10 protein-coding genes are annotated in these 9065 nt (G+C 70.6%); 4 read left to right on the top strand and 6 right to left on the bottom strand.

All coding sequences use genetic code 11. The features are described from left to right. Positions 1–324: 324 nt before the first annotated feature. From Mterra_RS15850 to modA, 3 genes are read right to left on the bottom strand one after another with little or no spacing between them, the layout of a single operon-like run. On the bottom strand, positions 325–1350 hold the full coding sequence (locus Mterra_RS15850; protein WP_119316052.1) for an ABC transporter ATP-binding protein: 1026 nt from the start codon (positions 1348–1350) through the stop codon (positions 325–327). After that, positions 1305–1982, bottom strand: a complete 678-nt coding sequence (modB, locus tag Mterra_RS15855; RefSeq protein ID WP_119316053.1) for a molybdate ABC transporter permease subunit — start codon at positions 1980–1982, stop codon at positions 1305–1307. Before modB ends, Mterra_RS15850 begins: the two co-directional genes overlap by 46 nt. Continuing rightward, positions 1982–2731: a molybdate ABC transporter substrate-binding protein gene (modA, locus tag Mterra_RS15860; protein WP_119316054.1), complete on the bottom strand. Its 750-nt coding sequence runs from the start codon at positions 2729–2731 to the stop codon at positions 1982–1984. The genes modB and modA overlap by 1 nt, the downstream gene beginning before the upstream one ends. 89 nt (positions 2732–2820) lie before the next feature. On the opposite strand from modA, the gene argB reads away from it, so the two are divergent. Both argB and Mterra_RS15870 read left to right on the top strand, forming a co-directional pair. Next, positions 2821–3576, top strand: a complete 756-nt coding sequence (gene argB, locus Mterra_RS15865; RefSeq protein WP_119316055.1) for an acetylglutamate kinase — start codon at positions 2821–2823, stop codon at positions 3574–3576. Positions 3577–3648: 72 nt separating this feature from the next. Then, positions 3649–4683 carry a zinc-binding dehydrogenase gene (locus Mterra_RS15870; RefSeq protein WP_119316056.1) on the top strand — a complete coding sequence of 345 codons (1035 nt, stop codon included), beginning with the start codon at positions 3649–3651 and terminating at the stop codon, positions 4681–4683. A 215-nt stretch (positions 4684–4898) separates the two neighbouring features. Here the strand turns inward: Mterra_RS15870 and Mterra_RS15875 are convergent, their stop codons facing one another. The 3 genes from Mterra_RS15875 to Mterra_RS15885 form a co-directional block, all read right to left on the bottom strand. Further along, positions 4899–5366 (bottom strand): GNAT family N-acetyltransferase, encoded by a 468-nt coding sequence (locus Mterra_RS15875; RefSeq protein ID WP_036219731.1) that lies wholly within the window; start codon positions 5364–5366, stop codon positions 4899–4901. Positions 5367–5747: 381 nt separating this feature from the next. Further along, positions 5748–7082 carry a hypothetical protein gene (locus tag Mterra_RS15880; RefSeq protein WP_119316057.1) on the bottom strand — a complete coding sequence of 445 codons (1335 nt, stop codon included), beginning with the start codon at positions 7080–7082 and terminating at the stop codon, positions 5748–5750. 9 nt (positions 7083–7091) lie between these two features. Further along, positions 7092–7406, bottom strand: coding sequence for a hypothetical protein (locus Mterra_RS15885; protein WP_119316058.1), 315 nt, complete (start codon positions 7404–7406; stop codon positions 7092–7094). 43 nt (positions 7407–7449) lie between these two features. Here Mterra_RS15885 and Mterra_RS15890 point away from each other — a divergent pair, with 43 nt between their 5' ends. Both Mterra_RS15890 and Mterra_RS15895 read left to right on the top strand, forming a co-directional pair. Further along, positions 7450–8022 (top strand): LabA-like NYN domain-containing protein, encoded by a 573-nt coding sequence (locus Mterra_RS15890; protein WP_245971660.1) that lies wholly within the window; start codon positions 7450–7452, stop codon positions 8020–8022. A 71-nt stretch (positions 8023–8093) separates the two neighbouring features. Further along, positions 8094–9017 (top strand): hypothetical protein, encoded by a 924-nt coding sequence (locus Mterra_RS15895; RefSeq protein WP_420836703.1) that lies wholly within the window; start codon positions 8094–8096, stop codon positions 9015–9017. Positions 9018–9065 lie beyond the last annotated feature (48 nt).

Genomic DNA, 9065 nt, shown 5'->3' on the forward strand with positions numbered 1-9065 from the left:
CCCCCCACCCCCCGGCAACGACGGAAGCGAAAGCGAGACGGCTTGCCTGTGCGAACTACGCTCGAGTGTATCCCGAGCACGTTACACCGGCGTTACGGTGACACGCCCGCAGCCTGTGGCTAGTAGTCTGTCGAGGGCCAAGGGCCAAAGCGTCCCGCGTAGAACGTAAGGCGTGCGTCTTGCGTTTTGCGTTTTGCGTCTTGCGTACGGCGTACGGCGTACGACGTACGACCCACCCCCAGCGTCTTGCGTCTTGCGTTTTGCGTCTTGCGTTTTGCGTACGACGTAGGACGTACGACCCGCACCCAACGCACGACCCACCCCCTACCCCGGCACCAGATGCAAATACTGCGGCTTGAGCGACACCTCGACGGTCCGGCCCACCTCGAGCCCCAGCCGCTCCTGCACGTGGCGCGGCAGCAGGAGGTCGAGCTCGAGGGGGCCGCTGAAGCGCCCGCGCAGGCCCAGGCCCTCGGGCTTGAGGCTCAGCAGGGTGCCGCTGAGGAGGTTGTCCTGCACGGGCAGTTCGGGGCGGCGGTCGGGGCGCACGACGATCACCTCGTCGGAGCGCACGCAGGCCACCACCGGCTGGCCGGGGCGGGCCCAGCCCGGGCGCCTGGCCCGCAGCCGCACGCCGCCGCAGGCGATCCAGGCGTTCTCGCCCTCGAGGCCCTCCACCACCCCCCGCAGGAAGTTGCGGAAGCCCACCAGCCGGGCGGTGCCCAGGTCCACGGGGTGGGCGAAGACCTCGGTGCTGCTGCCCTGCTGGATGAGGCCCCTAGCGCTCAGCACCGCCACCCGGTCGGCCTGCTGGGCCAGCCAGGGGTCGTGGGATGCGGCCAGGGTGGGGATGTTCAGGCCGCGCAGCGAGGCCAGCACCTCGGCGAAGACCTCCTCGCGCGTCGCCACGTCGAGGGCGCTGGTGGGCTCGTCGAGCAGCAGCAGCCGCGGCTCACGGGCCAGGGCCCGGGCCAGGGCCACGCGCTGCTGCTGCCCGCCCGAGAGCTGGCGCGGGTAGCGCGGGGCCAGGGCGGCGATGCCCATGAGCTCGAGGAACTCCAGCGCCTTCGCCCGCCGCCGCGCGGGGGGAAGGTGGGCCAGGGGGAAGGCCACGTTCTCCAGCGCCGTCAGGTGGGGGAAGAGCGCGAAGTGCTGGGGCAGGTAGCCCACCGGGCGCTGCTCGGCCCGCAGCCCCGCGAAGGGCTGCCCGCGGGCGGGCAGCAGCCCGGCCAGCGCCTTGAGCAGGCTGGTCTTGCCCACCCCGCTCTCCCCCAGCAGCACGGTGAAGCCCTGCACCCGCAGGGCTATCTCGAGGCGGACGGGGTGCTCGAGGACGTATTCGACTTCCACCTTGCCTCCAACGAACGGATCGCCAGCAGCAGCCCGAAGGCCAGCCCCACCAGCACCAGCGCCACGCGGTTGGCCTCCTCCAGCCGCAGGGCCTGGGTCAGCTCGTAGATGTAGATCGACAGCACCTGGGTCTCCCCCGGCAGGCTCCCCCCCACCATCAGCACCACGCCGAACTCGCCCAGCACGTGCGCGAAGACCAGCAAAGTGCCCGACAGCAGCCCCGGCGCGGCCAGCGGCAGCACCACCTCGCGCAACACCCGCCAGCGGCCCGCCCCCAGCGTGCGCGCGGTCTGGAGCAGGTCGTCGTCGATGGTGCGGAAGGCCTCGCGGTAGTTCGACAGCGCCAGCGGCAGGTTGAAGACGATCGAGCCGATCAGGATGCCCTCGAAGGTGAAGGCCAGGCTCAGCCCGAACCACTGCTGCAAGGGCCCGTTCTTGCCCAGCAGCAACAGCAGGTAGAAGCCCAGCACCGTGGGGGGCAGCACCAGCGGCAGCAGCAACAGCGTCTCGAGCAGCCCCCGCCCCCGGAACTCCCGCTTCGCCAGCACCCAGGCCAGCGGCCCGGCCAGCAGCAGCAGCGCCAGCGAGGTCAGCAGCGCCAGGCGGAGGGTCAGCAGCAGGGGCTCGAGCATCAGAGCGAGGGGTCGGGGGTCTGGTAGCCGTAGGCCTTGATGATGCGCGACGCCTCGGGCGAGCGCAGGAAGCCGTAGAAGGCCCGCACCTCGGGGCGGCCGCGGCCCCGCACCACCAGCACCCCCTGGTCGAGGGGGTCGTACAGGCGCTGGGGTACGACGAAGACGCCGCCCTTGCCCTTGAAGGCCGGGGTGAACGCCGCCGAGTAGGCGATGAACCCGGCGTCGGCGGCGGTGAGGGTGAGCTGCGCGGCCTGCGCGACGTCCTGGGCGAAGACCAGGCGGGGTTTGAGCAACTCGTAGAGCTTGCCGGCCTGCAGGGCCTGCACCGCCGCCTTGCCGTAGGGGGCCGTCTCGGGGTTGGCGACGACGATGCGGCGGAACCTGGGGTCGCGCAGCGCCTCGAGCCCCTTCACCCCCGCCGCGCCGGGGACGAACAGCGCCAGCTTGCCCCGCGCGTAGACCCGCAGGGTGCCGGGCTCGGCCAGGTTCTGGGCCTCGAGGGCCTTGGGAAAGGCCATGTCGGCGGCCAGGAAGACGTCGAAGGGGGCCCCGTTGACGATCTGCTGGGTAAAAGCCCCCGAGGAGCCGAAGCTCGGCACCACCCGGACGCCGGGGTTGGCCTTGGCGAAGGCCCGGACGACCTCGTTGAAGGCGTCGCGGAAGTTGGCGGCCACCGCCGCGCGCACCTCCTGGGCCTGGGCCAGCCCCAACCCCAACACCATCGTCAAAATCAGCAAGCGCAGCATGGTTTGTCCCAGTCTAAGCCACCCCGTGACCCGCGTGTGAGGCCTGGCACAGGGGCGCGGGGGTGAGGCGCTCCGCCAGGTGCGATAGGATGGCAGCCGTGGAAAGCCTTCTGGTCAAGATCGGCGGCAGCCTCAAGGGCGCGGCCGAATTGCTCGACGAGGTCGCCGCCTACCCCGGCCCGCTGGTGCTGGTGCACGGCGGGGGCCCCAACATCGGCGAGTGGCTGGGGCGCATGGGCTTCGAGACCCGCTTCCATAACGGCCTGCGCGTGACCCCGCCCGAGCAGATGGAGGTGGTGGAGATGGTGCTCTCCACGCTGGGCAAGCAGCTCGCCCACGGCCTCAGCGCCCGCGGGCGCACCGCGGTGGCCCTCACCGGGCGCGACGCGGGGCTGCTCGAGGCCCGCCTGCTCGAGCCCGAGCTGGGCCGGGTGGGCGAGGTGAGCGCGGTCAAGGCCGAGGTGCTCGAGTGCCTGATCCAGGCCGGCATCACGCCGCTGGTGGCCCCCGTCGGGCTCGAGGCGGAGGGGGCGGTCAACATCAACGCCGACACCGCCGCCGGGGCCATCGCGGGCGCGATGGCCCTGCCCGCCGTCTTCCTCACCGACGTGACGGGCGTGCTGCGCGACCCCAAGGACCCCGCCACCCGCTACGCCCGGCTCACCCGCGCCGAGGTGCAGGAGCTCATCGCCCAGGGCGTCATCTCCGGCGGCATGATCCCCAAGGTGGAGGCCGCGCTCAACGCCCTGGACAAGGGCGCCCCCTGGGCCGCCATCGCCCGGGGCGAGCGCGGCGTGCTGCAAGGCGTGCTGAGCGGGCAGGCCGGGACCCGCGTCGTGCTGTAGCGGTGCGTCAGCCCCCTCCGGCCGGGGTGAGACGTGACCAGGTCGCCCCGGGGAAACTTATAATCCCCCCTGATGCGAGCCATCCTGATGGAGAGCCGGGGCGGCCCCGAGGTGCTGCGCTACGGCGAGATCGAGACTCCCCGCGCGGGCGCAGGCCAGGTCGCGGTGCGGGTGCGGGCGGTGGCCCTCAACCACCTCGACGTGTGGGTGCGCAAGGGCGCCGCCAGCCCCAAGCTGCCCCTGCCCCACATCCTGGGCTGCGACGTCGCGGGGGTGGTGGAGGAGGTGGGGCCCGGGGTCGAGCACCTGCGGGCCGGCGAGGGGGTGGTGGTCAACCCCGGCGTCTCCTGCGGGCGCTGCGAGCGCTGCCTGAGCGGGCGGGACAACCTCTGCCCGCAGTACCAGATCCTGGGCGAGCACCGCTGGGGCGGCTACGCCGAGGTGGTGGTGGTGCCGCAGGCCAACGTGCTGCCCATGCCGCCAAGGCTGGGCTTCCCCGAGGCCGCTAGCCTCCCCCTGACCTTCCTCACCGCCTGGCAGATGGTCGTGGACAAGCTCCAGGTGCGCCCCGGCGAGGACGTGCTGGTGATGGCGGCGGGCTCGGGGGTCTCGGTGGCGGCCATCCAGATCGCCAAGCTGCACGGGGCGCGGGTCATCGCCACCGCCTCCAGCCCGGCCAAGCTCGAGGCCGCCCGCGCCCTGGGCGCCGACGAGACCGTGAACTACCTCGAGCCCGGCTGGAGCAAGCGCGTGCGCGAGCTCACCGGCGGCAAGGGCGCCGACGCCGTGGTGGACCACACCGGCGCCGACTTCTGGCAGGAGGTGCTGCGCTCGACCGCCTGGGGCGGCCGCATCGCCGTGGCCGGGGCCTCCTCCGGCTACGAGGCCCTCACCCCCATGGCCCACATCTTCTACCGCCAGCTCACCGTCTACGGCTCCACCATGGCCTCCAAAAGCCGCCTCTTCCCCATCCTCCAGCTCGTCTCCGAGGGCAAGTTCAACCCCGTGGTCGGCGCCGTGCTCCCCCTCGAGCAAGCCGCCGAAGGCCACCGGCTGCTCGAGGAGCGCAAGGTGTTCGGAAAGGTGGTCTTGACGGTGGAGGGTTAGCAAGAAGCTATAAGCCGTAGGCTGTCGGCCTTCAGCCGTCGGCGATGAGGGGTAAGCGCGTAGCCCATAGTTCGTCGAGGGTCGAGGGCGTCTTACGTCTTACGTCTTACGTCTTACGTCTTACGTTTTGCGTCTTGCGTACGACGTACGACGTACAACCCGCACCCGCGTTTAGCGTTTAGCGTTCGGCTATAGGCTATCGGCGTTCAGCGCCCTCACAGCACCTTCTCCAAGCACAGCGTCGGGTACATCACCCCCTTCCACCCGAACACCGAGCGCTTGAACTGCCGGTAGCCCCGCTTGCGGTAGAGCAACTGCGCCCCCACGTTGTCCGGCTCGACCATCAGCGTCACGCGGCGCAGGCCGCGCCCCACCGCCTCCCGCTCCACGCGCGCGAGCAGGGCGCTGGCGATGCCCAAGCGGCGGTAGTCAGGGCGCACCTCGAGCGCCTGGATGTAGCCGCTGTGCTCGTCGGCGAGCTCGGGGTCGGGGTGCTCGAAGAGCAGTTGCACCGTGCCCACGATGGCCCCGTCCAGCACAGCCACCCACAGCACCCGCTGCCCCACGAAGTGGGCCTCGACCTCCCCCTGCACGATCTGGTAGCTCACCTCGTCCTCCCCACGCCAGGCCAGGAAGTCTTCGGCCTGGTGCGGGTGTAGGGGGGTGATCTCGAGGACAGCCATGGGCGCGCCGGGCTCCTGCGTCAATGATAGGCGGAGGTAATCCGTGGGAAGTTAAAGGCAGGTGACAGCGGCCAGGAGGTCTGTGTCTCGTGGTGAACCCCGCCCCGCAGGCAGGAAGCGGGAAGCGGTAAGCCGTCAGCGGGAGGTTCGTGGCCCGTGGCCTGTGGTTCGCCCTACCCCCTCCCTCTCCGCCCGCGGGGAGGGTTTATCCCCCCGGCCCCCCTTGTTAAGGGGGGTGACAAGGCGTCCTGCGTACGACGTACGACGTAGGACGTAGGACGTGCGTTTTGCGTTTTGCGTCTTGCGTCTTGCGTTTGGCGTTCGGCGTACGACGCAGGACGTACGACCTCCAACGTACGACCCGCGCCCAACGTCCCGCCCTCAATAACACTCCTTCCCCACGCAATTCTCCCGCACCACGTTGGGCCCCTGCACGTACTCCTTGGGGCCCACCAGCCCCACCAGGCCCTCAGGGCCGAGGGTGCGGATCTTGTTGCCCTCGAGGGTGTAGCGCCCCACCTGCCCGAAGGCCCGGTTCTCGCAGTTGCCCGCGGCGGTGTTGGCGTCGATGAGGTGGAAGCCGGTGGCGTAGTTGACGCGGTTGTTGCGGATGATGTGGCCCACGTTGGGGTAGATGAAGGTGCCCCAGCGGTTCGAGCAGCGCCCGTCGTTCTGGGTGAACCACTCCACCCGCCGCGTCACCTCGTTGTTCTGCACCAGCACCTGCTCGGCGGTGAAGCCCACGGCGGTGTGGGTGCCGCCGAAGGTGTTGCCCTCGGCCACGATGAACTGGCCGTTGCGCTGCTCGTGCTTCTGGATGCCGTTGGCCGGGCGGTCGAGGTCCTGGCTGAAGTCGTCGTTGGTGAGGAAGAGCAGGCCGCCGCTGCCGAAGCTCGAGGCGAACGTCGCCCCGATCACCCCGCCCCCGTGCAGCCCGTCGAGGTAGACGGCGTAGGGCGACTGCCCCTCGAAACTCCCGCCGCGGATCCACACGTTGTCGATCATGGCGTGGCCCGAGACCAGGCCGGGGTGGTGGATGCCGGGGTCGAGGTTGAGGGTGCTGCCGGTGAAGGTCAGGTTGTCGAGCACCACGTCCCGGACGGCGGCGACGGTGAGCAGGGGCGTGGGGATCTGGCCGTAGCCGTCGAAGGTGAGGTTCTTGAGGTAGAGGTTGCCCGGGCGGTTCTGCGCCGTGCGGCGGCAGAGGTCGTGGTTGGGGTCGTAGTCCTTGACGATGCAGTTGACGAAGTCGATGTAGGTTTTTATGGCCGCCTCCTTCGCGCCCTTGGGGATGGCCCCGTAGCCCCCGCTCAGCAGGGCCCGGCCCTGGATGCGCACGGTGCCGGGCTCGTCGGCGACGAGCTGGAGGTTGCTGAAGCCGCGGGTCACGAAGGACTGGCGGTAGACCCCGGGGCGCAGCTTGATGGTCACGCCCGAGTCGCGGTAGCGGTCGATGACGTCCTGGATGCTCTGCTCGGGCCCGATCTCGACCACGCGCGGGAAGGGCCGGACGCCCCCGACGGGGATGCCCCCCGGCGCTGCGGGGTTGAGGGGGTGGTTGGCCCACCAGGCGTCCACCGTGCTGCGGTAGTCCACGGCCACCCGGGGCACCCCCACCCCCGGCTTGCCGGCGGGCACGCCTTGGCCCAGCACCGCCCTCAGGCCCAGCACCAGCGCCAGAGCAAGGAATACGCAGGTCTTGACGGCGACGCTCACGCGCTCAATCTACAAACACGCCGTCTGAGTTTTGTGGCTTTGGACATAAGCCAGGGCCACCCGGACGCTGTGCGGCTCGGACTCGTCCAAAAGGTACACCTCCACACCCTGCGCCAGCAGCGCCTTGAAGAGCTCCTCCTTCGCGCGCCAGTCCGCCGCCGAAAATAAACTCAGTTCATAGTGTGGCAACCGCCCGCCCAGCGCCCCCGCCCCCTCGAGCGTGCTGAACAGCAACGCCGCTCGGTCGCCCTCCCCCGGGCCCAGCCGCAGCAGGGGCTCCTCGAGGCGGCCTGCGTAAAACAGCGGCGCGCCCAGATGATCCACGGCTTCTACATTACCGCCTCCTGACCCTGTTATGATGGAATTTGTGAAAGTTGCCCTGTTCATTGACGGATCGTATATGTACAACGCCGCCAAGCGGCTGGGCTGGAACGTGGACCACCGCCGGGTCATCGCCCAATTCGGTCCCGCCGACGACCTCTACAACGCCTTCTACTACGCCCCCCTCACGGACCCCGACGACGAGCGGCAGCAGAAATTCCTCGACGCCCTCATCTTCATGGGGTACACCGTGCGCAGCCGGGAGGTCCACGGCGAGCCCCGCTTCGAGGCGCTGCTGGCTACCGACGCCCTCACCACCGCCCCGCGCTGGGACCGCGCCATCGTCGCCACCGGCGCCAGCGAGCTCTCGCACACCTTCTCGGCCCTGCGGGCCATGGGCAAGGAGATCCACCTCCTCGGCGTGCCCGAGCTCACCGACCTCGAGCTGCGCAACCAGGCCGACCGCTACCTCGACCTGCGCGAGATGCGCGAGCAGCTCGAGCGCCAGGGCGGCGGGCGGCGGGTGTACCCCAGCATCGAGCCCCTGCCCGAGAGCCAGGGCGAGACCCAACCCACCCCCACGCGCGGGGTCTTCGACTCCCTCGAGGAAGAGCTCTAGTCGCCTGAGCCGTGCGGACGTACCCGCTGCCCAGGCCCTGGGCCCGCCCCGCCAACCTCCGCACCCCGGCCGTGGGTGCGGTTTTGCTGGTGCTGCTGTTGCTGCTGGGCCAGGGACGCCCCCTGCCGCTCGCCGAGCCCCAGCAGAAGCTGTCCCTGCGCCAGGTGCTCGCCCACCTCGAGCCCTACCGCCGCGAAGCCGTCGTGCGCGAGTTCTTAGCCCTCAAGGCCTCCGCCGAGATCCTGACGGGCCGCCCGGGCGCGCGGGCCGTCGGCCGCCTGCTGCGCCTGGAGCTGTACAACCAGAGCTACGGCCGCCCCTCGGCCTTCGACGACCCCGAAGCGGCGCTGGCCGCCTCGAGGCGCTGGCTCGAGGCCCTCGGGTCCCTCAAGCGGGGGAGCCCCCCCGACACCCGCGACCTGCCGCTGGCCCTGCAGCACGTCCTCCCCCACCGCGAGGCCATCCGCCGGGCCGCCCAGGGACTGCACTTCCCCTCGGGCGTGCTGGCCGCCATCGTGGACAACGAGCAGTACGGCGGCGACAAAGCGCTGGGCCTCTCCCGCGGCATCCGTTCCCTCGCCGACGGCCTGGCCGAGAGCCTCAGCGAGAGCACCGGCAGCGCCGGCCTGCTCGCGCGCACTTTGGGCCTGGCCCAGATGTCCTGGGAGGACGCCCTCAAACAGCAGCCCCGCCTCGCCCGCTTCGCCGCCTGGCCCTACCCCACCTTCCCCCAGACCGAGCTCGAGGCCCGCCAGGCCCTCGAAGACCCCGCCGCCAACCTCCTGCTCACCGCCTCGAGGCTGCGCGGCTACTTCAACGCCGCCTTAGGCCTCCCCCGCGACCACACCCGCTACCTCGCCGGCCACTGGCTCTACTACCTCGGCCCCGCCTGGCACAACTGGCCCACCGGCGCCCAGCAACAAGCCACCTGGCCCTACGCCTTCCACGGCTTCTTCAAGGGCTTGTTCTACCAGGCGCTGTTCGCCACCCGGTAGCGCGGCAGAAGCCCGTGGCTCGTGGCGAACAGCACCCCAGCCCCACCC

This window comes from Calidithermus terrae (genome assembly GCF_003574345.1).
Classification (GTDB): Bacteria; Deinococcota; Deinococci; order Deinococcales; family Thermaceae; genus Calidithermus; species Calidithermus chliarophilus.

What these genes read in the sequence shown, in the direction of transcription:
- modB (WP_119316053.1), bottom strand. Translation starts at nt 1,982, where the DNA reads ATGCTCGAGCCCCTGCTGCTGACCCTCCGCCTGGCGCTGCTGACCTCG.
- modA (WP_119316054.1), bottom strand. Translation starts at nt 2,731, where the DNA reads ATGCTGCGCTTGCTGATTTTGACGATGGTGTTGGGGTTGGGGCTGGCC.
- Mterra_RS15870 (WP_119316056.1), top strand. Translation starts at nt 3,649, where the DNA reads ATGCGAGCCATCCTGATGGAGAGCCGGGGCGGCCCCGAGGTGCTGCGC.
- Mterra_RS15875 (WP_036219731.1), bottom strand. Translation starts at nt 5,366, where the DNA reads ATGGCTGTCCTCGAGATCACCCCCCTACACCCGCACCAGGCCGAAGAC.
- argB (WP_119316055.1), top strand. Translation starts at nt 2,821, where the DNA reads ATGGCAGCCGTGGAAAGCCTTCTGGTCAAGATCGGCGGCAGCCTCAAG.